Source organism: Pedobacter sp. MR2016-19 (assembly GCF_014947265.1).
Lineage (GTDB): Bacteria > Bacteroidota > Bacteroidia > Sphingobacteriales > Sphingobacteriaceae > Pedobacter.
Genome location: NZ_JADCNK010000021.1, coordinates 41,863 through 67,270, shown reverse-complemented (window position 1 = coordinate 67,270; position 25,408 = coordinate 41,863). Strand labels below are relative to the sequence as shown.

General features: G+C 39.1%; 18 protein-coding genes. 11 read left to right on the top strand and 7 right to left on the bottom strand.

Annotation, left to right across the window (positions count from 1 at the left end):
- The first annotated feature begins 3 nt into the window (after positions 1-3).
- The 6 genes from IM793_RS20680 to IM793_RS20655 are packed head-to-tail and all read left to right on the top strand — an operon-like array spanning position 4 to position 7,238.
- The gene (locus IM793_RS20680; protein ID WP_193424657.1) at positions 4-1,464 is read left to right on the top strand and encodes a TolC family protein; all 1,461 of its coding nucleotides are present in this window, start codon (positions 4-6) and stop codon (positions 1,462-1,464) included.
- Between the two features lie 26 nt (positions 1,465-1,490).
- A complete protein-coding gene (locus tag IM793_RS20675; protein WP_193424654.1) occupies positions 1,491-2,156 on the top strand; it encodes an ABC transporter ATP-binding protein in 666 nt (221 codons plus the stop codon).
- A 9-nt stretch (positions 2,157-2,165) separates the two neighbouring features.
- The gene (locus IM793_RS20670; protein WP_193424652.1) at positions 2,166-3,398 is read left to right on the top strand and encodes an ABC transporter permease; all 1,233 of its coding nucleotides are present in this window, start codon (positions 2,166-2,168) and stop codon (positions 3,396-3,398) included.
- An 8-nt stretch (positions 3,399-3,406) separates the two neighbouring features.
- Positions 3,407-4,591 (top strand): ABC transporter permease, encoded by a 1,185-nt coding sequence (locus IM793_RS20665; RefSeq protein ID WP_227256335.1) that lies wholly within the window; start codon positions 3,407-3,409, stop codon positions 4,589-4,591.
- Positions 4,592-4,609: 18 nt separating this feature from the next.
- A complete protein-coding gene (locus tag IM793_RS20660; RefSeq protein ID WP_193424650.1) occupies positions 4,610-5,983 on the top strand; it encodes a sigma-54 dependent transcriptional regulator in 1,374 nt (457 codons plus the stop codon).
- Complete coding sequence (locus tag IM793_RS20655; protein ID WP_193424647.1) at positions 5,967-7,238, top strand: PAS domain-containing sensor histidine kinase; 1,272 nt, start codon at positions 5,967-5,969, stop codon at positions 7,236-7,238. Before IM793_RS20660 ends, IM793_RS20655 begins: the two co-directional genes overlap by 17 nt.
- Positions 7,239-7,278: 40 nt before the next feature.
- Here IM793_RS20655 and IM793_RS20650 read toward each other — a convergent pair whose 3' ends face one another.
- A complete protein-coding gene (locus tag IM793_RS20650) occupies positions 7,279-7,746 on the bottom strand; it encodes an Lrp/AsnC family transcriptional regulator (RefSeq protein ID WP_132399798.1) in 468 nt (155 codons plus the stop codon).
- Positions 7,747-8,330: 584 nt separating this feature from the next.
- Here IM793_RS20650 and IM793_RS20645 point away from each other — a divergent pair.
- The 5 genes from IM793_RS20645 to IM793_RS20625 all read left to right on the top strand — a co-directional run bounded on the left by IM793_RS20645 (position 8,331) and on the right by IM793_RS20625 (position 14,955).
- Positions 8,331-10,844: an XrtN system VIT domain-containing protein gene (locus tag IM793_RS20645; protein WP_193424645.1), complete on the top strand. Its 2,514-nt coding sequence runs from the start codon at positions 8,331-8,333 to the stop codon at positions 10,842-10,844.
- Positions 10,838-12,175: an exosortase N gene (gene xrtN / locus IM793_RS20640; RefSeq protein ID WP_370629836.1), complete on the top strand. Its 1,338-nt coding sequence runs from the start codon at positions 10,838-10,840 to the stop codon at positions 12,173-12,175. The genes IM793_RS20645 and xrtN overlap by 7 nt, the downstream gene beginning before the upstream one ends.
- Complete coding sequence (locus tag IM793_RS20635; RefSeq protein ID WP_193424641.1) at positions 12,172-12,675, top strand: hypothetical protein; 504 nt, start codon at positions 12,172-12,174, stop codon at positions 12,673-12,675. Before xrtN ends, IM793_RS20635 begins: the two co-directional genes overlap by 4 nt.
- Positions 12,638-13,414 (top strand): oxygenase MpaB family protein, encoded by a 777-nt coding sequence (locus tag IM793_RS20630; protein WP_227256334.1) that lies wholly within the window; start codon positions 12,638-12,640, stop codon positions 13,412-13,414. The genes IM793_RS20635 and IM793_RS20630 overlap by 38 nt, the downstream gene beginning before the upstream one ends.
- A 944-nt stretch (positions 13,415-14,358) precedes the next feature.
- The gene (locus tag IM793_RS20625) at positions 14,359-14,955 is read left to right on the top strand and encodes a GIN domain-containing protein (protein ID WP_193424639.1); all 597 of its coding nucleotides are present in this window, start codon (positions 14,359-14,361) and stop codon (positions 14,953-14,955) included.
- Positions 14,956-15,407: 452 nt separating this feature from the next.
- Here IM793_RS20625 and IM793_RS20620 read toward each other — a convergent pair whose 3' ends face one another.
- The 6 genes from IM793_RS20620 to IM793_RS20595 all read right to left on the bottom strand — a co-directional run bounded on the left by IM793_RS20620 (position 15,408) and on the right by IM793_RS20595 (position 24,958).
- Positions 15,408-17,042, bottom strand: a complete 1,635-nt coding sequence (locus tag IM793_RS20620) for an ABC-F family ATP-binding cassette domain-containing protein (RefSeq protein ID WP_193424637.1) — start codon at positions 17,040-17,042, stop codon at positions 15,408-15,410.
- A gap of 508 nt (positions 17,043-17,550) precedes the next feature.
- On the bottom strand, positions 17,551-18,450 hold the full coding sequence (locus tag IM793_RS20615) for a glycerophosphodiester phosphodiesterase family protein (RefSeq protein ID WP_193424635.1): 900 nt from the start codon (positions 18,448-18,450) through the stop codon (positions 17,551-17,553).
- Positions 18,451-18,477: 27 nt separating this feature from the next.
- Positions 18,478-19,887 (bottom strand): RagB/SusD family nutrient uptake outer membrane protein, encoded by a 1,410-nt coding sequence (locus tag IM793_RS20610; RefSeq protein ID WP_193424633.1) that lies wholly within the window; start codon positions 19,885-19,887, stop codon positions 18,478-18,480.
- A gap of 67 nt (positions 19,888-19,954) precedes the next feature.
- The gene (locus IM793_RS20605) at positions 19,955-23,137 is read right to left on the bottom strand and encodes a TonB-dependent receptor (protein WP_193424631.1); all 3,183 of its coding nucleotides are present in this window, start codon (positions 23,135-23,137) and stop codon (positions 19,955-19,957) included.
- Between the two features lie 83 nt (positions 23,138-23,220).
- Positions 23,221-24,291 carry a FecR family protein gene (locus tag IM793_RS20600; RefSeq protein ID WP_193424629.1) on the bottom strand — a complete coding sequence of 357 codons (1,071 nt, stop codon included), beginning with the start codon at positions 24,289-24,291 and terminating at the stop codon, positions 23,221-23,223.
- A 79-nt stretch (positions 24,292-24,370) separates the two neighbouring features.
- Complete coding sequence (locus tag IM793_RS20595; protein ID WP_193424627.1) at positions 24,371-24,958, bottom strand: RNA polymerase sigma factor; 588 nt, start codon at positions 24,956-24,958, stop codon at positions 24,371-24,373.
- Positions 24,959-25,408: the final 450 nt, after the last annotated feature.

The window sequence follows — 25,408 nt, the reverse complement described above, 5'->3', positions numbered from 1 at the left end:
TCTATGCGAGGGAAATTTTTATTTATGGGTTTATTGATTGTAGTTACTTTGAAGGGTTTCGCATTTCCAAAAACTGACACCCTGCAATTCACCTTACAACAGGTTGTGGAAATGGCGAAGGCAAATTCTATTGCCGCCAAACAGGCCATCACCGTAAAGGAAACCAAATACTGGGAGTGGCGCACATTTAAATCCAATTACCAACCACAACTCGCACTGGAAGGAATTTTACCGGGATACACCAAAACCTACACGCAGGTTCAACAGCCTAATGGAAGTATACTTTTTCAACCGGTACACTACGATAACTCCTCATTGACATTAAATTTTAGTCAGAGCATTGCCGCCACCGGAGGAACTGTTTATGGAACAACACAGCTCCAACGTTTTGACGATTTTGACAGGAACAGTGTGCTGTACAACGGGATCCCCTACGGCATTGGTTATACGCAGCCATTATTACAGTTTAACAGCCTAAAATGGGATAAGAAAATAGAACCCTTAAAATTCAATGAAAGCAAACAGGTCTTTATAGAAACACAGGAAAAAATCGCCATAACGGTTACAGAGTATTTTTTCGATTTGTTACTGGCACAGGTTAACCTGAACATTGCCGATTTAAATTATGGAAATACCAGACGCATTTTAACCATTGCCGGTACAAAATTCGAATTGGGCAAAATCTCTAAAAACGAAATGTTACAGCTTCAGTTAGAAGTTTTAAATGCGCAGAAGGCAGTAGGTACCGCAAAACGCGATGTAGAAATTGCCACCTTAAACTTGCGGAGCTACATTGGCATGGAAGGCGACGACAGGATTAAATTGCAGATGCCTGCAGTAGTGGCTCAAATGACCGTAATTACAGAAAAAGTTTTGGCCGAGGCTTTCGAAAACCGATCGGATGCTATTGGCTTTATCCGCCGTTTGGCAGAAGCCAAAAGAGATGTAGCAAAAGCAAAAGGTGAAAATGGCTTAGTTGCAACCTTGAATGCTAACCTTGGTTTCTCTAATGCGGCAAACAGCGCTTTCGACATTTATCGTTCGCCAAAAAATCAGCAATCTGTCGAATTAAAACTTTCTATTCCTGTAATGGATTGGGGAAGATCTAAATCGCGGACCAAAACTGCTCAGGCCAACGAGCAATTTATTACCTATGCTGTAGAGCAGGATAAACAGACGTTTAAACAACAGATTGTAACGCAGGTAACGCTTTTCAACATGATGAAAGAACAGATTCTGCTTACTGATCAAGCTGAAAATATTGCCGCCGAAAAATACAAAATTGCCAGCGAGCGGTACGTTTTGGGCAACCTGAGCATTACCGACCTCAGTATCGCCTTTCAGGAAAACGACAGGGCTAAACGCGATTATGTTTCCTCCCTGCGCGATTTCTGGGGTGCTTACTACCAGCTTCGTTACCTCTCGCTTTACGATTTCGAAAAAAACAGAAAAATAACCTATTAATAAATCTTAATTACTAATTATACACTATGATTCGCTTACAAAACATTGAAAAAGTTTACCGGACCGATACGGTAGAAACACTTGCCATCAACGGAATCAGCCTGGATATTGCTAAAGGTGAGTTTCTTTCGATCATGGGTCCATCGGGCTGTGGTAAAAGTACGCTCCTGAACATCATGGGTTTACTGGATGAGCCATCAAAAGGAAACATTAAAATCGACGAACAGGATATCAGCCGGTTCTCTGATCAGAAACTGGCAAAATTCAGAAACCAAAAACTGGGTTTTATCTTTCAAAGTTATCACCTGATCAATGATTTGCGGGTATTGGACAATGTAGAATTACCACTACTGTACCGCACTTCATCAGCCAAAGAACGAAAAGTGCTTGCTACTGCAGCTTTAGAAAAAGTTGGTTTAAGTAACCGCTTAAAACATTTCCCCACACAGCTCTCGGGCGGTCAGCGGCAGCGTGTGGCCATTGCAAGGGCTATTGTTGGCAATCCACAGATTATTTTAGCCGATGAACCCACCGGAAATTTAGATAGTGCCATGGGAAACGAGATTATGGAGATCCTGATCAACCTGAATAAAAACGAAGGCACCACCATTGTTATGGTAACACATGATGAAAGCATGGCACATAAAACACACCGTCTGGTGCGTCTGTTTGATGGTTCACAAGTTCAATAACCCGAAATTATGCTAAAAAACTACTTTAAAATAGCACTGGCTGTATTGAAACGGAGAAAATTCTTCACTTTCATCAGCCTGTTCGGGATTAGCTTTACACTCACCATTTTGATGGTGGTTACCGCACTGGCTGATAAAATGATCAGTCCGGATTACCCCGATTATAAAAGAGAACGTTCATTATACATAGAAAGGATTGAAATCAAAAATTCCAAAGAAGGTTGGATGAACAGCAGTAATGTTTCTGTTTATTTTCTGGAACATTATGTAGCTACCTTAAAAAACCTGCAAAAAATGGCCATTACCTCTGGTTCGAAAGCATCTAATGCTTATGTAAACAATAAAAAACTGGTTATAGGCTATCAATACACCAACGCAGATTATTGGAATGTACTGGAATATAAATTTCTGGAAGGAAAAGCATTTTCACAAAAGGAAATCCATAATGCAGAATTGGTTGCGGTAATTTCGAAAGAAACGAAAGAAGCTTATTTTGGCGATGAAAAATCGGTTGTGGGCAAATTTATTTCTGCAGACAACATCAATTACAGGGTTATTGGAGTAGTTGAAAATGTATCAGAAACAGTCCGGAATTTTAATGGCGATATGTATTTACCTTACAGTATTGCAAAAGAAAATCGCAACAACACTGATGTAATGGGTGCTTACAATGCAGTTCTGCTCGCAAAAAGCAAAGCTGATCTTCCTAAACTAGAAAAGGAATTTAACCAGATGATCAAGAAAGTACCAATTCCTAAGGATTTTGATAAACTGTACTGTAATGCCGATCCGTTTTTTACCAGCATTAGCAGAAGAATCGGAGGCAATTCTACAAATGGTGCAGTTGCAAAAGTAATTACTTTGGCCGGCGGGTTTGTACTGCTTTTCTTGTTACTGCCAACCATCAACCTGGTTAATATCAACATCACCAGGATTATGGAACGCTCGTCTGAAATCGGTGTCCGTAAAGCCTTTGGTGCCTCTTCAAAAACATTGGTTTACCAGTTTATTGTAGAAAATATGATCCTTACCTTTCTTGGTGGATTTATCGGCATAATCCTGTCGCTCATTGTTATTGCGCTCATTAATGAATCCGATTTTCTTTCCAACATGCACCTTACAATGAATTTCGCAGTACTGTGTTATAGTTTCCTTGCCTGCGTATTTTTCGGACTCATCTCTGGTGTTTATCCAGCCTGGCGGATGTCGAAATTGAATGTAGTTAAAGCCCTTAAAGCCTAAAAGATATTATGATGTTTAAACACCTATTTAAATTGATATGGAATAAAAGGAAACAGAATTTTCTTTTCCTTTCCGAAATCCTGATTTCCTTTCTGGTGATATTTGCGGTTTTTTCTTACCTCACTTATTATTACCAGAATTATAGCAAGCCACTTGGTTTCGATTATAAAAGAGTTTGGTCGGTTGCTTACGGTAATGGCCAGCTTCCAAAAAACCGCGATTCGCTGGTTACTTTTTATGATAATCTCACTAAGTCATTAAAAGCCATGCCGCAAATCGAAAGTATCTCCCTTTCAAGTTCTAATTATCCCTATTCAGATAGTTTTATGAGTACAGGACTCACACATAACAGACGAAAATACGATCGTGTGAGTAATTACATGGTCGGCAATGATTATCAGAAAGTATGGAACGTTTCTTTACTCGAAGGCAGGTGGTTTTTACCGGAAGATGCGGTAAGCAAAAACAAAGGGGTTATTATTAATGAAACCTTAAAAAATGAGATGTTTGGAAAACAAAAAGCAATAGGAAAGTTTATTGGCGATTTTGATGACAGAAACAAATTAAAGGTTATTGGCGTAGTAGCTGATATTAAAGCGAACGGCGATTTCCAGCCTGGCAGTAATGCTTTGTTCAGCCCTTTAGATACAGGTTACCTAAGGTGGACTGGTACGGTTTTAATTAAAGTACGCGAAAGTGCAGACGCCACTTTCGAAAGTAAATTGTATAAATTTATGGCAACCTCTACACATAACGCAGTGGAAATACAACATGTAGATGAAATGCGCGATAAGAGAAATAAGCAAACCATTATCCCAATGGTTATTTTTATCATTATTGCCAGTTTTCTGATTATTAATGTTGCATTGGGTTTATTTGGCGTTTTGTGGTATAATATCAATAAAAGAAAGGGAGAAATCGGCTTGCGCAGGGCCATCGGTGCAAGCGGCCGATCGGTCTCTTATCAATTGGTTATGGAAGCGATTATATTGGCTACCATGTCCTTACTGGTTGGTTGTTTCTTTGCTATCCAATTCCCATTACTGAGTGTTTTTAATATTCCTGCAAGTGTTTATATCATTGCGATGCTCTTATCGGTGGCATTCATTTATCTACTGGTTTTGTTCTGTTCGTTATATCCCGGTAAACAGGCTGCCAGCATCCACCCTGCTGTTGCATTGCATGAAGAATAACTTATCTTACCTTCGCATATGATATTAATTGTTGATGATGATATAGCTGTACGCACTTCACTTTCGCTTCTTTTAAAAAACACTGGAAATGAAATTGTGAGTACAGATAGTCCTGTTCAGGCTTTTGAGGTGGTAAAAACCCAAAAGCCTGAACTTATTATTCTGGATCTGAACTTTTCTATTGGTACTTCGGGCAAAGAAGGTATGGACCTGCTCAAAAAAATTAGGACTTTTGATGCAGCTGTGCCTATAATATTGATTACTGGATGGGCAAGCATCGAACTTGCTGTACAGGGAATGAAACTGGGTGCAAATGATTTTATCAATAAACCATGGAATAATGACTATGTATTACAGTCGGTAGAAACGTTACTACAGTTAAACGGCAAAAAAGTAATATCAAGAAGCCGAAAAGAGCTCGATAAAAAATATAATTTTAAGCAAATTATTGGGGAAGATCCGGGTTTGCTGGCCATTCTAGAAACTATTGGCCGTGTAGCATCTACCAATGCCTCAATTCTGATTACAGGTGAAAGTGGAACGGGTAAAGAACTGATTGCGGAAGCCATCCATGAAAACAGCAACCGCATGAGTAAAGCCTTTGTAAAAGTAAACCTGGGCGGCATTTCTTCCTCTTTATTTGAGAGTGAAATGTTTGGCCATGTCCGGGGTGCATTTACTGATGCCCGTTTTGACAGAACCGGCCGTTTTGAAATGGCAAATAAGGGTACTATATTTCTGGATGAAATTGGCGATCTGGAAGCTTCGAGTCAGGTAAAACTACTAAGGGTACTGCAAGACAGAACTTACGAGGTTTTGGGCAGCAGCCGCACCAAAACGGTTGATACCAGGGTAGTTTGTGCCACCAATAAAAACCTGAATGAAATGGTGGCTTCGGGTCTGTTCAGAGAAGATTTATTGTACCGGATCAATTTAATTACCATTCATCTGCCTGCTTTAAGAGAACGTCCATCAGATATTCCATTACTTGTAAATTTCTTCATTAACAACATGAAAGAGATTTATAACCGTCCTGATTTATCCATCTCCTCAGCGGCAATGCGCTGGTTGCAACAACTTGCCTTGCCAGGAAACATCAGGCAGTTAAAAAACCTGGTAGAACGAACAGTATTGATCAGCCATAAAAATGAATTGGGAGTCGATGAATTTCAATCTCAATTGAGTTTATCCCCTTTAAGGAACGAAAAAGTAAAATTGCCTGGCGTTGGCACGATGACTTTAGAGCAGATGGAAGCTGAAATGGTTAAACAAGCGATGAATTTCCATAAAAACAGGATTACAAAAGCTGCTGCATCTTTGGGCATTACCCGAAATGCACTTTACCGGCGGTTAGAAAAATATCAAATCCCTTTTAATGAAACTGAAGACTAAATATATCCTTTTTTTAGTGCTGCTCCACCTGATCTGTCTGGTGATGAGCTACTTCATTTTCAAAGAAAATAAGCTTATTTTCTTAGTTGCTGAGGTATTTATTATCATTTCAATATTGATTTCGCTGAGTTTATACGAACAGTTAATTGCGCCGCTTAGCTATTTGAGTCAGGGTGTTTCGGCAATAAAGGACAAAGATTTTAATGTTAAGTTTCTGTCTACCGGCAAAAAGGAAGTAGATGAACTGGTAGATGTTTACAACCGGATGATCGATGAACTTAGAACCGAACGGACCAAACAACAAGAACAGCACTTTTTTCTCGAAAAACTGATTCAAACCTCGCCTACCGGCATTATTATATTGGATTACGATAAGCAGGTTAAACAGATTAACCCAAAAGCTATCGAAATTTTAGCCAACAACCAACATCTAATTGAAAACCAGATACATGAAATAAAAACATGCAGTTCTAAAGTAGTGCGCGTTAACGGGCTACATACCTACAAGATCCAGAAATCAAGATTTATTGACCGGGGTTTTGAGCGTATATTTATCATGATAGAAGAGGTAACCGCCGAAATTTTTGCGGCAGAGAAAGGTGTGTACAATAAAGTGATCCGAATGATGGCACACGAAGTAAACAATACTATAGGACCCGTAAATTCGATCATCAATACCGCGCTATCGCAACAAAATCTGTGGCTAAACCAACAGGACTATTCCTTGAAAAATGCGTTAAAGGTTGCTGCAGACAGGAATCAGAACCTAAATATTTTTATGCGCAACTTTGCTGATCTGGTTAAACTACCAGCGGCAAACAGAAAAAGAATAAACCTGGTTGAGCTGATAAAATCGGTTACTGAACTTATGTATTTTCAGGCAAACGAAAAAAATATTAAAATTGATTTCGAAAGTACCCATGAAAGCTATTTTATCTCGGCCGATGTTGAACAAATGGAACAGGCACTGATCAATATTATTAAAAATGCAATTGAAGCCATCGAAAATACAGGAAAAATTACATTAACGTTAGATCAGTCTAAGCAAATGCTCACCATTTCAGATACCGGAAAGGGAATCTCACAACAAGATACTGAACAGCTGTTCAGTCCATTCTTCAGCACTAAAAAAGATGGACAGGGAATTGGATTGACCTTAGTGCGCGAAATTCTTTTAAACCATAACTTTGATTTCTCGCTAAAAACAATACAACCTAACGAAACACAGTTTTCGATCAAGTTTACATTAGGTTGATCGGTTAGAGATCATCAAAGTAAATATATTATTTTAAGCCCTAAACAGGCAGAGCAGTTTCGCGTTTGGCCTGTGTAATTACAAGTGAACTATTCAGGGTACCTATGTTATCTAAACGACCAAATTTATTGGTTAGAAAATCGTTATAAGCGATCATATTTCTGGCAACAACCTTTAACATAAAATCAAAGCCGCCTGTAGTATGGTAACATTCCAATACCTCATCGAATTTGCTTACCTCCTGCTGAAATAACCTGAAGGTATTAACAGAATGATTGGTAAGCTGAACCTGCAGATAGCAGATCATACAGTTGCCGAATTTATTAGGATCAATTAATGCCACCACAGAAGAAATGAACCCTAAACGTTCCAGTCGTTTTACACGTTCCTGAATCGGAGATTTTGAAAGATGTAGTATAGCGGCAAGTTCTTTGTAGGTTAGCCTTGCATCTTTCTGTAAAAGTGCTAAAATATCTCTGTCAGTTTGGTCAGGAGTGTATAATTCCATTATAGTGATTAGTCTATTTATTTCTTTTAGGCTTAGTTTTATAATGAATACCCAAATATATGAATACTCTCTATTAAACCCTTATGCAGATCATAAAAAAAAGAACAAAATTTTGCTTAAAAGTATAATTAAAACTACAAACGAAATTAAATTCCGCAAAAACCCACTCAACAGGACATTTTCCCTATTTAACAACCATCTTCGTTTTAATTGTTAATCGGAAGGATATTTGTTTAACGAATGAAACAACTGCTATCAGCAGTGCGTTGATTTAGTTTAGTTAATGATAACAAGAGCGCCAGCGCGATGCTGGCGCTTTTGCTTTTTAAATTATACCCTTACCTGGTGTAAATTCACTTCAAGTAGCCCCCCTGCTCCACCATCTTTAAGCACAACTGGCTCCCTATTTCCAATTTCAATACAAGAAGATAAAAAAATGATCATGTCGAAAATCTTCAACTTTTTTTGGAATATTCAGTTTTTAGCTTTTACTTTGAAAAACAAAGCACTTTACAAAACATCAACGAAGCTGTTTTTTTATCCATAGTAACTTTGAAATACAAAGCACTTTAAAAACCAAAAACATGAATCAATTGAATAAATTACGCTCACAGGATCCCCTATACTTTGGCGGATTAATTATGGTAGCCATTTCTGCAATCATTTTTGGATTAACCATCAATATCGAACAGGAAAATAGTACAGGTGTATTTTTTGTTAACTATGCCCTTTCTGCAGTTTATCAAATATGTTTAATTGTACATCTTTTTTCGAATTATAAATGGCATTGGGGGCAAGGAAAATTACACCATACGGTTTTATTACTCATTCTATTATTCATTAGCGCATTTAGTTTAAACCGCGAAATGAATGTATTTGATAGCTCAGTAACATGGTGCTCAATATGGATTATCCTGTCGGTTGTTACGCTAATCCTTGCCTCGAACTTTAAATTGGTCCTTTTACAAAAATTCAGGTATATCCTCTTCTTTTTTGTTGGATTAGCCCTGATGCTTTTTATTTATTATTCAATATTTCTATTTCCGCTCTATTTCATCAGTTTAATTGGTTTAGTGGCTTTAGGCATTTCAATTCATACTTATGTTCCTTTATTTTTAACCATCATTACCATTGCCCTTATCACAAAGGCCATACGCATCGATAGAAAATTGTGGTATCCAACGGCAGCTGGTTGCCTATTACCCCTTATCGTACTAACCTTTTTCTCATTAAAATGGCAACAAACCAGTGAAAAAATAAACTCGATAATCAATAGAAATAGTCTGAATGATTCGAAATTGCCTGCATGGGTTGAAGTGGGCCAGCAACTTGAACCAACTTTTGTTACCGAACGTTTATTGAAAACAGGATTCGTGTATCACGAAGCGGATATAGACCATCTTTTTTTTGGGGGGATGCCTAACAGATCATTTGACGAGAAACAACAACATGATCCATTGGTGGTGATTGCTACACTATTGTTTAAAAAACCTAACCTCGATGAAAAAGAAAGAATCAATATTTTAAAATCATTACATCGGGCAAGGCATCAGGCGCAAGAGCGTTTATGGGCAGGTGACTACCTCGAAACCATAATTACAATCAATAACATTAAATTATTTCCGGCCTATCGAATGGCTTATACCGAAAAAACAGTATTGATTAAAAACAATGCTAAGTCCTCCTGGAGCAGTCAGGAAGCTATTTACACTTTTAATCTTTCAGAGGGTTCGGTAGTTTCTTCATTATCGTTATGGATAGCGGGAAAAGAAGAAAAATCGAGGTTGACTACAAAAGCTAAAGCAGATTCTGCTTATAATACCATTGTAGGTGTAGAACAACGTGATCCTTCTGTAATTCATTGGCAAGAGGGCAATACCATCACAATACGGGTATTTCCTTGCACGCCTAAGGAAAATCGCAAGTTTAAGATTGGTATAACCAGCCCGCTCCGGAAAGAAGGAAAGCAGCTGATCTATCAACCGATATTTTTTGAGGGTCCGGTTGCCAGCAATGTTTTAGAAACTACCCAACTCACCTATTCAGGCAATATAACGGGATTAAAACTACCCAAATCTTTTAAAGAAATGGATCGGAATGTTTATTTATCTGAAGAAAAACAGCAATTGAATGCAAGTATTTCATGTTTGGCACCTCCATTATCAACGGCAGCATTCTCTTTTGCTGGCAGCAGTTATCAACTCGCCAATTACAATAAAAAATATAACTCATTTAGTCCAGATTGCATATATCTGGACATTAACCGTAGCTGGAGTAAAGCAGAATTCGATTCGGTTTGCATGATGGCGCAAGAAAAACCTGTCTATGTTTTCGATCGTGCGATGATTAAACTTACACCGCAAAACCGCGAAGAGCTGTTTAACAAACTTTCTGGCTACACTTTTAGCTTGTTTCCGATCCAGGAAATAAGCGCTCCCGAAAAAACATTACTTGTATCGAAGGGAGGTGTACAAACCCCTAACCTAAACGACCTGGGGGATAGCCATTTTAGCAAGGAACTTGTAAATTATTTAAAAGTGCCAAAACAGATCCATTTTTTTAACCTGGGAATATTAGAAAGCCCATATCTGAAAGCATTAAAAGAACTTCGGGTATTTAACTATGCGTCTGGAAGTATGGAAGCTCTGGACAAATTAATGGCCAATCATTTATTTATACAGAATCAAGAAAACGAGCAAACTGTTGTAATTGAAGATGCAGCTTTAATGATAAAAAAAGCAGATAATGTACAGACTCAAAATGCCCCTGATCATTTGTTACGCTTATTTGCCTATAATGATATTATGAAAAAAGTAGGCCCGGATTTTTTCTCGAAAAATTACATCAAACCAGATTTAGTTGCAGAGGCAGAGCAAGCTTTCATTGTATCACCTGTATCGAGCTTAATCGTACTCGAAACACAAAAAGATTATGATCGTTTTAATATTGAGGAGAACAAAAACAGTTTAAAAAATGCTTCAATGAAATCATCGGGTGCCGTACCAGAGCCACACGAGTGGGCACTTTTTGCCCTTTGCTTGAGCTTTATTAGCTATATGTTTTTTAAAAGGAAAGATAAAAAGGCTATTGTATGTTAGCTATCAATCTCAAAAAACCAGTCTTTCCCTTTATGTTAGTGGGAATAAGTTTCGTGTATTTTATTATACTATTATGGTTTCTACCTGGCTTTTTAAACTGGGGTATAAATTTATATACAGGACTCCTGTTATCTCCATTTATCTGCAACTTTAAAAGCGGTCAATTCTCTTTAAGGTACTTAATCCCTGCTGTTATAGCAATTGTTTTTGCTATTTGTATACCAGTTAAGACCTTCTTTCTTATTGCGTTGTTATTTGCGACATTATTATTTATAGAAAATAGCCTGGGCAAGTTAAGCGAAGCTTTTTTGTTTTTACTTTTTCTCCTTTCTCCGGTATTTAAATATCTTATTTCCATTGTCGATTTCCCCATCCGCTTATGGCTTACCACCAAAGTAACAGCGCTTCTTAATGCAATAGGCATGCAAGCTACTGCCGTTGGGAACATTATCGAACTCGAAAAACATAGTTTTGCAGTAGATCCGGCCTGCGCAGGCTTAAATATGCTCGTTATTTCGCTCATCATCTGTTTATTCTTATTGGTATATTACCAAAAACAGACAGATAAGCAGTTACGATTTATACTGGTTGGCGGACTGTTTTTCCTAACTATCGGATTAAACATCTGCAGCAATTTTTTCAGGATCTTGTTATTGGTATTTTTCAAAAGTATGCCTGGTACCATTTCTCATGATGCGATCGGGCTAATCTGCTTGTCTATTTATGTTATTTTGCCGTTAATATTTATATCGAAAGCTATAATCAAACGCTTTTCGACGGTCAAACAGCTTTCTAATCAAAGCAGCTCAGTAAGTTATAATATCAGGTTTCAGTTATTACATATCACCTTATTGGCTTTGCTTATTTTTATTGCCCGAAATATTATAAAAGCGGATCAATTGACGCCTATTAACAATCAAATTCAATTATCCGGCTTTAAGAAGAAGCAATTGGAAACAGGAATATCCAAGTTCGAAAATAACGAAGCCCTGATCTATATCAAGCCTGCGGCATTTTATGTTCCCGGGCATGACCCTAAACTATGTTGGACAGGCAGTGGTTATAATTTTAATAATATTAAAAAAGAAAAAGTAGCCAATACTGAAATTTACACTGCCATCCTCAGCAAAGGAACTGATCGGATTTATGCTGCCTGGTGGTTCGACAATGGCACGGTTAAGAGCATTGATCAGCTATTTTGGAGATGGACTGGAGCAACAGGATCAAAGCTTTTTTATCTGGTAAACGTAAATGCGAACAATCGTAAAGACCTTCACCATCAAGTGATGCAATTACTGGCAAATCAACATTATTTAACTGGCAAGCGATGAATACGGAAGAACAAAAACTAAGGTTACACGTCAAAATATATATCTGTACAATTATTGCTGGATTGGCGATAAGCGGATTAACGGCTTTTCCGTTAGAAACCGAAATAGCTTATTTGGTTAAACACAGTGAAACATACCCAATTAGCCTTAAAACCTGGCTTAGAACGGTTTATCAGGCCATTAAAGCGACTAACCTAAGCTATCCATTTTTAAGTTATGGCACCGATTGGCTGGCTTTTGCCCATCTCATGTTGGCCGTACTTTTTATCGGCCCACTAAAAGACCCTGTAAAAAACAAATGGGTGATCGAATTTGGTATGATCTGTTGTATTGCGATTATACCATTGGCTATAATTGCGGGAAATATCCGTCATATCCCGGTATTTTGGCAAATGATCGATTGTTCTTTTTGCATTCTCGGAATTATCCCATTGATATTATGCCGCATTAACATCAAAAAAATTGAAATACTGGAAGAACATTATGGACTTTGTAGATAAACATTCCATCGTAAGGAAAATATGGGGCAATACAGATATTATTCTTTTTATTTTTGCCGGTGCCGCAGCAGAGTTTAGCCTGAATAAAGCTGTTGATTGGTTATATTTTACCGGTAAACTGCCTAAAGATCCATTGGGAAGACTTTTTTCTACGGTTGCCTATGCGCAAAAAATCGTATTTTCTACTTTAACTGAAGCCCATGTAGCGATAGATCAGATTACGATGATCCATCGGCATGTTGAAGCTGGAAGAGGTGCTAAAATTCCAGATTGGGCCTACCGGGATGTGTTATTTATGCTGATTGATTATTCCATCCGCGCTTTCGAAGTGCTGGAAAGAAAACTCACTTTAACAGAAAAAGAGGAAATATTTACCACTTTCTATCAAGTTGGATACCGCATGAAAATAAACGGGCTCCCAACCGATTTTGCGGCATGGCAAATGATGCATGAACAACAGCTCCAGGAAAATTTAATATATAGCCGCTTTTCTCATGATCTTTTTGATCAGTATAAAAAACACCTGGGTGCGCTGAGGTATCTGTTAATGCGAAAAATACAGGCACTGATCGTTCCACTTAAAGTGAATGAGTTGCTTAAACTAGGGGAAGGAAAACCCATTAAACCAGTGCTTGCTTTATACAAAATAAGCAGAAAAATGAAGGTGAACAAACCGTTACGAAACTTAATTCTTCCGGCAGCGTATAAGACACAGATTTTGAACCTCGAAGCTTTTTAAGCATAATGAAGCTGTATCACAAAGTTAATTTCAACTCGTATTGTCACGTTGAGCTCAGCCTGTACTGAGCTTGACGAAGTATCGAAACGCCCTGCCAAGGCCTATTTAATCTAGTACTTCGACAGGTTACCATTGAAAGAATCCAATAAAATGGTCGTCATTGCGAGTAACCATCAGGTCTGTGGCCTGAAAAAAACAGGAATGACATCCTATATGCACTTTCTAAAGTATTAGGTTTAAGATTTTGCATCCTGCAAAACTCATTGGGCTAAGATGTCTAAGGTGGTCGTAAAATTTAAAGACTATGCAGTTTAATTAACCACCTTAGACACCTAAGAACATCTAATTCATTAAATAATCTTTTAAGCTTTACATCATACAAAGAACATGTAAGCTTGTATGTATGGCCTTGAATGTCTTATATGGTCAAAAAAATAACACTAAATATCAGTTGTTTACATAAACGTCATTATAAGGCAAGAAGCAGTCTTAAAGCCCACGCTGGTAGCGATCGTTATAAGAATGCTTCGCCGGCTGAAAAAGCCTTCTCGCATCTGATAGCAATCGAATGACGATTCTGCGCGGCCAATTAATTCTTTTAAATTCCCTGTCTTTCATACCGATTTTAGGCAATAAATTGAATCCATCATTGACATTGTTTTCCAAACAACTATTAATCAATAGGTTAACTACTTCCATACTTAACAGGAGTTCTTTATAAGCGCTATAAAAAAACTGTTCGCCGCCGCACATTTACTGTTCGAAAATGAACAGCCTTCGATAAGCAAATGAGCAGAAACACCTCTTAAGAAGCAATTAAGGACACATTTGTATTTTGGCACCAGCTTGGTTAACCCTGCAAATGAATAACATTGGTACAAACTGATTCGCAGTAGCAGACAGACTACCATCGTATAAAAAAAATAACATTTAATTAAACACAGATGAAAACCTCAATTAAAACGCTGATCACCATTGTACTTACCCTAATAACCTTAACAGCTATCCTTCCAAACAATTTAAGGGCCGCAGAAAAAAACAGGACGTTAATTTACAACATTCAAAACTTTAGAAAGATTGTGATAAAGGGCAATGTAGAAGTAGTATTGGTTCAGGGGAATGCGATTGGAGTATCTTATGCCGATGACAATACTGGAAATGTGAAAGTTACCCAGCAGGGCGAGGTGCTACGTATTGCCAGCCAAGATAAAGAAAAGTGTAAACTTATTGTTTATGTAAACGATATCTACCGTATTGAGGCAGATGAAAATGCAGTAGTAAAAACAGAAGCAAAACTCACCACGAAATTTCTCCAGATCATTCTTAAGGGAAATGCCTTTGCCGATATTGACACCAGTACTGAGGGGCTGTATACTGAAATTCTCGACAGCAGTACGTTAAAATTAAAAGGTAACACCAATCGCCATGCTTTGATTATGGGCAAAGCAACCAATTTAACCATCGATCATTTTGCTGCTGCCCAAACGGATGTTAGCCAGGTAGAAACCTCTGAGGAAGAAATTGCCGCTCTTGTTCTTTAGAAAAATTCTAACCTCTATCATTTACAGATTCTGATAGAATGGTCGTCATCTCGATCCGATAGGTATCGGATGTAGCACCGCGAAATGGAGAGATCTTTGGACTATCTTAAAAGATTTCTCCACTGCGGTCGAAATGACGATGCTTCGAGACCATTCGCGGTGCTTAACTTAACGGAATTGGGTCTTGCTTATATAAAAAGATGCTAGCCACTGACCTTTAATCAAGTACCATGTCTGATTTGATTTTAAATTAGCTTTAAAAAAATTCACTTAAAACAAAAGCAGCTCTCTTCAGAACTGCTTTCAAACCTGGGCTAAGGGTCAATGTCATTAAGTTAAGAGATAAATCACAAAAAGATGTCACCCTGAGCGTAGTCGAAGGGCATTTATTTGCGATTTATCCATCTCAAAAAGTCTTCGACTACGCTCAGACTGACGACCGCGGTACTTATTTAGCTTTGCTCAATTTCCTTCAGGCTATTCATTTTTTTATAGGCTAAGAATCCTTTGATATCTTCAAAGTGTTCACGAACACGTTTATTACCAAATTCAAATACTTTTTGTACCAATCCATCTAGGAAATCCCGATCATGCGATACCAAAATTAAAGTACCGTCAAAATCTTTCAAGGCATCTTTAATAATGTCTTTGGTTTTCATATCCAAATGGTTGGTGGGCTCATCCAGGATTAATACATTTACAGGCTCTAATAACAATTTAATCATCGCTAAACGCGTTTTCTCGCCGCCAGAAAGTACTTTAACCTTTTTAGTCGTATCATCGCCACTAAACATAAAGGCACCTAGAAGGTCTTTGATTTTTATTGAACCGTCGCTTAAAGGAATCTGATCAATGGTTTCGAATACCGTGAGGTTTTCATCAAGTAATGCGGCCTGGTTTTGCGCAAAATAGCCGATTTTAGCATTGTGCCCTACTTTTAAACCGCCTTCAAAATCTATCTCGCCCATAATGGCTTTAATCATAGTCGATTTACCTTCGCCATTTTTACCAACGAAAGCTACTTTTTCTCCCCGTTCGATGACCATGGATGCTTTTTCGAAAACAACATGATCGCCATAAGTTTTGGTAAGTTCTTCTACCATTACCGGATACTGACCTGAACGTGGCGATGGCGGAAACTTTAATCTCAATGCCGATGTATCTACTTCATCAATTTCGATTACTTCAAGCTTCTCGAGCATTTTAACACGCGATTGCACCTGTAAGGTTTTAGAATAAGTTCCCCTAAAACGATCAATAAACTCCTGGTTATCGGCAATAAAACGTTGCTGTTCTTCATAGGCCTTTAACTGGTGGATACGGCGATCAGCACGTAGCTGGAGGTAATGTGTATATTTTGCTTTATAATCATAAATCCTGCCCATAGTTACCTCAATGGTACGGTTGGTAATGTTATCTACAAAAGTACGATCGTGTGAGATGACCATTACGGCCTTCGCCGAATTGATCAGGAAATCTTCCAGCCATTGAATACTTTCGATATCCATGTGGTTGGTAGGCTCATCCAGTAAGATCAGATCAGGTTTCTTTAATAAAATCTTGGCTAACTCAATCCGCATACGCCATCCACCCGAAAATTCAGAAGTTTGGCGGCTAAAGTCTTTGCGTTCAAAACCCAAACCCTTCAACACTTTCTCTACTTCCGCATCATAATTGGTTTCTTCAATCGAATAAAATTGCTCACTTAGTTCCGATACGCGCTCAATAAGCCTCATATAATCATCACTTTCGTAATCGGTACGGATAGTAAGTTGCTCGTTCAGTTCATCAAGCTCTTTTTGCATCTGATTTACCTCCGCAAAAGCCTTCATGGTTTCCTCAAAAACAGTAACATTGTCATGAGTGAGCAAATGTTGTGGCAAATACGCAATCACCGCTTCTTTCGGACCTGTTACATTACCGGAGGTAGGTTTGGCTACATCGGCAATGATCTTTAGAATGGTCGACTTGCCTGCACCATTTTTACCCATTAGCGCAATTTTATCATTCTCGTTTATCGAAAAGGTTACATCGCTAAAAAGGGTAGTTCCGCCAAATGAAACGGAGATGTTATTTACATTAATCACAAACTGGGAATATTAAATTAGCGGCAAAGATAAAGGAAAGCGGTTAAATTTAATAGCCAGTATGGAAAAACCTCAAACTATTGATTCCATCTCATAAAATTTGAACTGAACGAAATTCAAACAAGAAGCTGTATCATAAATATTGAACTGTCAATCTGAGGGATAATTTATTTTATAAAAATCAATATAACAGAACGCTCTATTGCTATGTTCCGGAGAGGAATCGTCATTGCGAGAAGGCTTTTTCAGCCGACGAAGCAATCTTACAACGATCGCTAACAGCGTGCGTATTAAGATTGCTTCGTGCCTCGCAATGACGACCTTTTTTTGGATTCTGTCAATGGTAGCTTGTCGAAGGACCTGTTTTAGATTTCTTACAGGTCGTTTCGATACTTCGTCAAGCTAAGTACAGGCTGAGCTCAACGTGACAAATCCGATTGAATTACAATTTATGATACAGCCTCTATACAATCCTTAGCTATACTTAATCAAAATCCAACCAAATATGCTATTTATGAAGTTTTTTCGCTCTTAAATATTCAATAAGTTCTTTTGGCCGGTCGGTCTGGATCAGGTTTGCTTTACGGCTGATCAGCCAACCCCAGCTTTCATCTTTTTTGTTTTCTTCAACCGCCAGGTCATCATCATGACCACCGTTCTGTTCTGGCCATAAGCTATTGATCCATAAACCATAATTTGTTCTCAGGCTGGCAATATTTTTTAAAACCGACAAGGTATCGGTACTGAAGTTGGCCTGGATAATGGTTTTTTGATGGGGTTTATAACTTGCGATAATTTCTGAAGCATCAGCTCTTTTCATATCTACTATTGGCATGATGGTAATGTCTTCCTCAATTTTACCTACCTCCTGCTCTATCTGGGGCAATGGTGTACTTCCCTTTACATTCACAATGGCCTGGCCGATCATTCCCTTTTCGCGCAATTCCTTAATCACCTGCGGATAATAATCATATCCCTTATCTACATCAATAATGATCTTATCTTTCGCAAAGGCCAGGATTTCTTTAAAGGTTGGCACACGGTGTTTAGTTGGATGGCCTGAACCTGAGCGTAGGAAAAATGTTTTTATTTCAGACAGGGTATAATCAGAAACGTCACCTTTTCCTGTCGTGGTTCTATCAATGGTTTGATCGTGCATGATCACCAAATGGCCGTCTTTTGTTTTCTTCAGATCCAGTTCCATAATGTCGACTCCCATAGCAATACAGTTTTTAAGGGCCTGGATTGAATTTTCAGGCGTATTGCGCCAGTCGCCGCGATGCGCAGTAACCAATACCCTTTGGCTTCTAGGGTTAAGTATTTCTTTTAAACTAGCTTCTGGTACCGATTGTGCAAACCCACTAAAAGCAATGAATGCTATTGATAACTGTAAAATAATTCTTTTCATTTCGTTTTTATTAAAATTTGATGGTATTTATGGATTTTGTTTAATTGCGGGATCTGTATCAATCTGGTCTTGCGGAATAGGTTGCAGCAGATCGTGGTCTGTAATTCTGGTGGTTATATTTTGCGAGGCAAACCAGGCGTTCATTACCGAAATGGCAGTACCTGTTCTAAGCAGATCAAACCAACGCTGGCCTTCCCCTATCAGTTCCAATCTTCTCTCCAGGGCAATCGCAGCCCTTACCTCTACCACACTTTGCTGTGAGGCATCGGCCAGGCCTGCTCTCCTTCGTACCAGATTCAGGTAAGTTTTTGCTGTCTCAGTATTCCCCAGCTCATTTTCATCTTCAGCCAGCATTAACAACACATCTGCATAACGCAATACCACAAAGTTGCTGCCTCCGTCTATAGGTGTTGTTGCCGAAGCTTTCAGCTTGGTAGAAAAAGGAGTTCCGGCACTGGTTAGACCAACATAAGCTGTTTTGCGTTTATCCGAAGCACTATATAACTGATAGAAACTTTTGGTTGGCAGGTTATGGCCTTTTGCGCCGCTGATGGTACCCGATGGGCTGAACTGCTGGTAAGCTGAACTGCCTTCGCTATTTCCGTTTATTCCAGATGCAAACTGCACTGCAAAAATAACTTCATTATTGTTCTTGTTAGTCAATGCGAAAATGTCAGCTGGCTCAGCAAGCAACTGGTGCCTTCCCGAGGCAACTACATCTGCCAGTACGGCTTTGCTTTCTGTAAATTTGCCCAAAGTCAGATAGACTTTCCCGATTAAAGATTGGGCAGCTGTTTTAACAGCTTTTCCCGGTGTAGTGGTACTTGCAGGCAATTCTTGTATGGCATTGGTCAGGTCTGAAATGATCTGCGCATATACCAGATCTTTATTTGTACGCCCCTGCCCGAAAAACTCGTTAGGGTTGGTGGTTTCTTTTATTACCAGTGGTACATCGCCAAATACCCTGACCATATTAAAGTAGAGCAGGGCACGAATAAAGTGCATTTCCCCTTTTCTGGCCTGCTTTGTGGCAGCGCTGGAATAAGAAATACCATCGATCCTGTTCAGTACCGTATTGGCGCGCTGAATGCCCTGGTAAGAACTCTTCCATAAATCTGAAAGCATGCCATTGGAGGCAACGGTGGTAAACTGATCAAGCTGGCCATACATCCCGCTGTCGTTTGCAGGTACCTCATCAAATGTATTGTCTGAGGGAATTTCTCCGATGGCCGGCAGGTAAAGGCCGTATAAGCCGTTTAACTGTAAGGTGCCGTAAACCGCGTTAACATACTCTTCAACTTCAGTTTCTGTTGTGAGAAAATTAGTAAGTGATTTAGAGGTAATGGGCTGTTGATCGAGTTCTTTAGTACAGGAAGTTATTCCTAAAAGACAGAAAAGTCCTCCTGTAAAAAGTATTTTATTGATTATTTTTTTCATCGGTATATTATGGTTTTTAAGCGGCAAGCTTGATGAGGGTTTCATATAATTAAGATGTTGCTTTACATTAAAAGGTTAAATTGAAACCTGCTACAAAAGACCTGGCCACAGGATAGTTGGAATTAGAATAGCCTGAAGTAAGTACGTTATCGCTGGTGGCATCAGGATTAAATCCCCGAAAATTAGTTATGGTGAGCAGGTTATTCCCGGTTATATATACACTTGCCCTGGATACTTTTAGTTTAGATAATAATTTTGAAGACAAGTTATAAGTAAGCTGAACATTACGCAGGCGGATATAATCAGCCTTTTGGAAGAAAATATTCGAGGCATTCGTATTTAGCCTGTTGGCCGAATAATTAGTATTGGGTTGCGCCAAAAAACCATTCGGGTTGTTAACAGGATGGTACCTGTTCTCGTAATAATAAGTATCTGCCATCGAGAAACCTTCTCCGGATTCCATATTGACTAAACCATTATCATAAATTTTCCTTCCCCATATTCCGTTGATGGAGAAACTCAGTTCAAAGCTTTTATAAGCCAGACTACTGTTGAAACCATAGGTAATTTTTGGGGCGTAGGTACCAAAACCCATCCGGTCGTCGGGCGTTATTTTTCCATCGCCGTTTACATCCTGCACAATATAATCGCCAAGCAGGGTTCCGGCAACGTGCGGGCTATTGTCTATCTCACTTTGGTTTTTATATACACCGGTTACATTATAACCATAAAGTTCAGCAATGGGGCCACCCACTTTGGTTCTGAATGCACTATTTGTACCAGTAACAATCTGGTTCTGTCCCGGCCCAAGTTCCAATACCTTATTTTTATTGGAGGCGATATTTGCACCAAAATTCCAGCTTAAGGGACCGAGTTTAATATTTGTACCAGAGAGTTCGAGCTCCAGGCCTTTGTTGCTGGCCCTGCCCACGTTTTGCAGTGCACTATCATAACCTGATTGCGAGGGTACGGGAACCTGTAATAAAAGATCAGAAGTGACCATCGAATAATAATTGGCAGAAAGGTTCAAGACCTTGAAAAGCCCTAAGTCCATTCCAAAATTATAAGAGGTTTTAGTTTCCCAGGATAGTGTACTGTTTGCCGGGTTAACTGCAGCAAAGCCTGGAAGAAGTGTTGATCCGCTTACATAACTTAGCGGATTTGCAAGGGCATAAGAGCTGTAGTTACCAATCTGATTATTTCCGGCCTTGCCGTAAGTAGCCCTGAACTTTAATAAATCAATCCAGTTTACCTTTGGAAAAAAATCTTCTCTACTCAAAATCCATCCCCCGGTTACCGATGGAAAATTACCCCATTTGGCATCCTGGCCAAACCTTGAAGATCCATCTCTCCTGATGGCTGCCGAAAACAGGTATTTGTTTGCATAAGCATACTGTAATCTGGTCAGGTAAGAAAGCTGTGTCCAGACGTACCTTTGCGGAACCACAGAAAATGAAGATGCTCCGGCAATGTTGTCAATGTTATTATCAGGAATTCCGGTACCTGAAACCAGCGTATTGTTACCAGATTCTTTCTGAAAAGTGGTTCCGGCCAGCACATTGATATCGTGTTTTCCAAAGGTCTTCTCAAAAGTAAGGGTGTTCTCCCAAAGGTAATTGATCACTGAGCCATTTGTTTCGCTCGCCCGGGCTGGCTTTGGTGCTGCCGTACGGTATTCACCCACATCAGATGGGGTAAAAAAGTCGATAAAACTATTGCTGTAATCTCCACCTAAAAGTGATTTAAAGGTAAGCCCTGCAACTGGTTTAAAATTAAGGTAGGCATTACCAAAGGTGCGGAACAGATTTTTATTGTATTTCGTCTTTTCCATTATTGCAACAGGATTTTCACCAAGGGCACCATCTTCCGGTGTATTCGCTGTAATCTGCTGGCTTATGGCCAAAGAGCCATCGTTGTTTCTTGCAGGGAAAAAAGGATACATGATCAGTGCGGCACCAATGGCATCGCTGCTCCTGCTGGCATCATTCTGGAAAAATTTCTGACGGTTATAACTTGGGTTAATGCTCAAACCTATATCAAATGATTTAGAGAGTTTGGAATCAAACTTAAACGACATGCTGTAACGTTTAAGTCCGGTTTCTATCACGATCCCGTCCTGATCAAAATAATTGCCCGAGAAATAGTATTTAGATCTATCGTTTCCGCCTGAAACCGCAACATTATAACTGCTGATGGGGGCCGTTCGAAAAATCTCATCCAGCCAATCGGTATTGGTTAATCCTGGCTGATTATTTAAATAGGGCTGAATGTAGTTTAACCTTAAATCTCTTTTATTCGCACCTTTCGAAACCCTGGTGGCATAATCATCGCTAATACTTCTGTTTGTTGGGTTTCTGGACACATAGCCCCAGTCACGTGCTTCGGTATTCAGCTGCGCGAACTGATAACCGTCTACAAGATCAACTTTATCTGCACGCACCTGCGCACCAGTATAAAAGTCGAAAGAAACGGTATTCTTATCTGAACGGCCATTTTTAGTCGTAATCAGGATCACCCCATTGGCAGCCCTTGAACCATAAATGGCTGCTGATGCAGGATCCTTTAGGATATCAATGGTTTCTATATCCTGAGGATTCACGGTATTAAGCGAACTTCCTTCAGAGAGCGGAAAACCATCTACAACTACCAGAGGACTTACGCCTGCCGTAAGTGTACCGATACCGCGAATCACGATCTGTGGATCGGTACCTGGTTGCGCTGAAGCATCATTAATCACCACACCAGCTGCTTTACCGGCGAGTTGCTGGGCGAAGTTACTGCCAGCGTATTTATTCAGTTCCTCTGATTTTACCTGCGAAATTGCTCCCGTAATCTTGGTTTTCCGCTGGCTGCCATAACCTACCACCACCACATCATTCAAACCTGAAGAACTGGTTTCCATACGGATAAGGATAGAGTTATTGGTGCCCGGATTAATTAGAAAGGCAGGTGATGTCTTCTTTTCGTAGCCCACATAATTAAAAGAAAAATCGTACCTGTTTCCTATTTTAGCATTGTTAAAAACAAATATTCCTTTTAAATCGGTAACCGTACTTTCTTGTTTTTTAGTTGTCTGATCTACCATTATTACCGATACCCCGGGAAGTGTAGCGCCTTTTTCATCAACTACGGTTCCTTTAACGGAAGTATTCTGCTGTGCATAAACAGCATGGGTAATCATGGTCAGTAGCGCAAATGCGGCAAAACATTTGAATTTTCTGATTGTCTTTTTAAGTTTGTTTGTTTGCATGATGTAATTAAAAATTAAGCAATAGCGTCCCTTTTATCCCGTTTAGGGGGACATTCATTTTGGTTAAAACCGGGGTTTAAAAATTATTTTTGTTTGCTGATGGTGATGCTTTTAGCGGTAAGTTTAAAGGTTAACCCGTTCATGTTACAGATAACAGGAAGTATAGTATTCAATTTTTCGGCAGCCCCAACGCTACCCGTAAAGTATAATTTCTGCAGTTCGGCCGCTTCAACTCCATCATAAACAAGGTCGGTATCATAGCGTTTCGATAAGCTGCTAAATACCTCACTCAAAGGTGTTTCATTAAATAATAATGCATCCTTTGTGGCTACGCTTAGTACTGGTTGCGGCTTAACTGCTTTATCCGAATCTTTAAAATTGATCAGACTATGCACCTTTAGTTTGGTATTAATGGACAACTGCTCTCCGGGAATTAAATAAACATCGCTCATTTTCATCTTGCTTTCGGTGCCAGCTTTAACAACTACTTTCCCTTCTATCAGCTTTACCGTAAGCCGATTCTCTTTATTGGTGTTAACGGTAAATTCGGTACCCAGTGCAGTTGTGGTAAAGCCATTTGCACTTACGATAAAAGGATGGTGCTTATCTTTAGCAACTTTGAAAGTAGCCTCACCTTTCATGCTGATATTTCTACTTCTGCTATCAAAAGGTTCATAATAACTCAATGAACTCTTGGGCTGCAGGGTAACGCGTGAACCATCAGAAAGATTTATAATCATTGCACTTTTGCCAGAATTGTATGGCTGCCTGAGTATTTCTTTTTTTATCTGTACATAGTGATCGGCTGGTCCTTTCTTCTGTGGGGCATAGTTATGGTTAAAATATAGTGCTGTAGCTAAGGCAACAACTAATAAAGCAGCAACCATTTTTATCCAATGGTAGAGTGGAAATATTTTTGCGCTCTGCTTTACCTCCTGATCATCCATACGGATATGGAGCCTGGCTAAAATATGCTCGAATCGCTTTTCGGTAATTTCTTTCTTACCCTTTGACAGCTCCCGGTCATAGCCAGTTTTTAAATCAGATTTTAACCCAGATGAATCTTCTTTTAAAGATTCCAGGAGTTTATGCTGCTCTTCTAAACTGATCTCGTTAGACCATAATTTATCTATGAGTTGATTTATTTCATTCATCTGCTTGTAAATACGCGGAGGGGGGTGAAATGGGGGTGACTAATAATGTTATTAAAATATTAAGTTACCGTTAAGAAAACTATAGATGAACTAACATAACCAGGACCGACACACTGATTATTCCACAAGTTGGATTTCTGGACAGCATATACTCCCTGATGAAGTATTTGGATTGTTTGAGGTAGTCTTTTACCGATTCAGTAGATAATCCCAGGAGCTGTGCAGTTTCTTTTTGCGATTTCCCTTCAAACCGACATAGCCTGAATACCTTTTGTTTTTGGGGAGATAGCGCATTTATAGCTTCTTCAAGCATGGTGAGTTCTGCCTCGATCAGGTATTGATCAGGAAATATTTCTTCTGCAACAGTATGAAAAGGATCATAACTATCTACATAGCGGATATTTTGTTTTATTTTCTTTCTGAGGTAAGATATTGATCTGTTGTAACTCACTACAAATAACCATGCAGATACCGGTTGTTCAGGATCTAGTTTCGCCTTATTTTCCCAAAGTGCAAAAAATACATCCTGTAGAATATCCTCAGCGATGGAAGAATCCTTGATCAGCTTAAAAATATTGGCATATACAGCCTTATGGTACTCCCCGTAAATCTGATCGAAAACATCCCTATTATGCAACGGATCATTTTGAAATTGATGCTTTACCATGAAGAATTAGATTGACCAAAAATATTTTGCACAAAAATACAGCCTCCATGTTAACTATATATTAAGCTTTCTATTTCAGAATGCTCAGTAATGCAATGCCATTAAGTTAAAGGATAAATCTCCCAGAGGGATCGTCATCCGGTAACTACCGGCTACTATTGACGCCGTTTTTTACAAATCTTTACTAATCAGCACATTAATTTCTTTAGTATATCCACCCAGCTAGGCCATAGCACTATCTCCCCGTTCTGCTTAAATCCGGCCTAACAAATTTTTCGGGTTGCACTGCCTAAGCCAACCTACTAACTTCGAAAGAAAAATTTTCAGCCGGCAGTTTTTGTTTCTTTTTGATGCCAAAAAGAAAGAGCCCTTCGGCGGCGGCGAGCCGAGGCAAGACCGAGCCGTAGGACAAGGGAAAACAACTGTACATCACTCATATTTATTTTATAA

Excerpts from the sequence above, each read along its gene's own strand:
- IM793_RS20680 (WP_193424657.1), top strand. The coding sequence starts at position 4 with ATGCGAGGGAAATTTTTATTTATGGGTTTATTGATTGTAGTTACTTTG.
- IM793_RS20675 (WP_193424654.1), top strand. The coding sequence starts at position 1,491 with ATGATTCGCTTACAAAACATTGAAAAAGTTTACCGGACCGATACGGTA.
- IM793_RS20670 (WP_193424652.1), top strand. The coding sequence starts at position 2,166 with ATGCTAAAAAACTACTTTAAAATAGCACTGGCTGTATTGAAACGGAGA.
- IM793_RS20665 (WP_227256335.1), top strand. The coding sequence starts at position 3,407 with ATGATGTTTAAACACCTATTTAAATTGATATGGAATAAAAGGAAACAG.
- IM793_RS20660 (WP_193424650.1), top strand. The coding sequence starts at position 4,610 with ATGATATTAATTGTTGATGATGATATAGCTGTACGCACTTCACTTTCG.
- IM793_RS20655 (WP_193424647.1), top strand. The coding sequence starts at position 5,967 with ATGAAACTGAAGACTAAATATATCCTTTTTTTAGTGCTGCTCCACCTG.
- IM793_RS20650 (WP_132399798.1), bottom strand. The coding sequence starts at position 7,746 with ATGGAATTATACACTCCTGACCAAACTGACAGAGATATTTTAGCACTT.
- IM793_RS20645 (WP_193424645.1), top strand. The coding sequence starts at position 8,331 with ATGAATCAATTGAATAAATTACGCTCACAGGATCCCCTATACTTTGGC.
- xrtN (WP_370629836.1), top strand. The coding sequence starts at position 10,838 with ATGTTAGCTATCAATCTCAAAAAACCAGTCTTTCCCTTTATGTTAGTG.
- IM793_RS20635 (WP_193424641.1), top strand. The coding sequence starts at position 12,172 with ATGAATACGGAAGAACAAAAACTAAGGTTACACGTCAAAATATATATC.
- IM793_RS20625 (WP_193424639.1), top strand. The coding sequence starts at position 14,359 with ATGAAAACCTCAATTAAAACGCTGATCACCATTGTACTTACCCTAATA.
- IM793_RS20615 (WP_193424635.1), bottom strand. The coding sequence starts at position 18,450 with ATGAAAAGAATTATTTTACAGTTATCAATAGCATTCATTGCTTTTAGT.
- IM793_RS20610 (WP_193424633.1), bottom strand. The coding sequence starts at position 19,887 with ATGAAAAAAATAATCAATAAAATACTTTTTACAGGAGGACTTTTCTGT.
- IM793_RS20605 (WP_193424631.1), bottom strand. The coding sequence starts at position 23,137 with ATGCAAACAAACAAACTTAAAAAGACAATCAGAAAATTCAAATGTTTT.
- IM793_RS20600 (WP_193424629.1), bottom strand. The coding sequence starts at position 24,291 with ATGAATGAAATAAATCAACTCATAGATAAATTATGGTCTAACGAGATC.
- IM793_RS20595 (WP_193424627.1), bottom strand. The coding sequence starts at position 24,958 with ATGGTAAAGCATCAATTTCAAAATGATCCGTTGCATAATAGGGATGTT.